This is a genomic window from Dellaglioa sp. CoH-57-MRSF-20 (assembly GCF_056781955.1).
The window spans coordinates 1-277 of record NZ_JBXAXV010000252.1; the positions used below are offsets into that span (position 1 = coordinate 1).

Below are 277 nucleotides of genomic sequence, written 5' to 3' on the forward strand. Positions count from 1 at the left end.
GGCTGAGTGCGGAGCTTTTCTGATGAGAGAGACACGCATGCAATGGGAAGACGACGAGATGGTGACTGAGCACAGGCCTCTCGACAGCATCCCGATCGTGCCATCGATTGTGGAAGCACTGAAGGATTTTCGGCACGTGGTTATGGCGCGACCCTCGCATAACGAGACGGTGGCCAAATTCCCTGTGCGATACGCCGGGGTCGCGCCACCTACGGTCCCCGAAGCAGAGAACACGACGCACAGTAAATAAGAGTTAGCTCAACGATAGACCTAGATC

At 56.0% G+C, this 277-nt stretch carries 1 protein-coding gene; it reads left to right on the forward strand.

The annotated features are described in order from the left end of the window. Positions 1–250, forward strand: a 250-nt coding sequence (locus tag AC1RPN_RS08960; RefSeq protein ID WP_481763838.1) for a hypothetical protein, incomplete at its 5' end; no start/stop codon positions are given. Positions 251–277 lie beyond the last annotated feature (27 nt).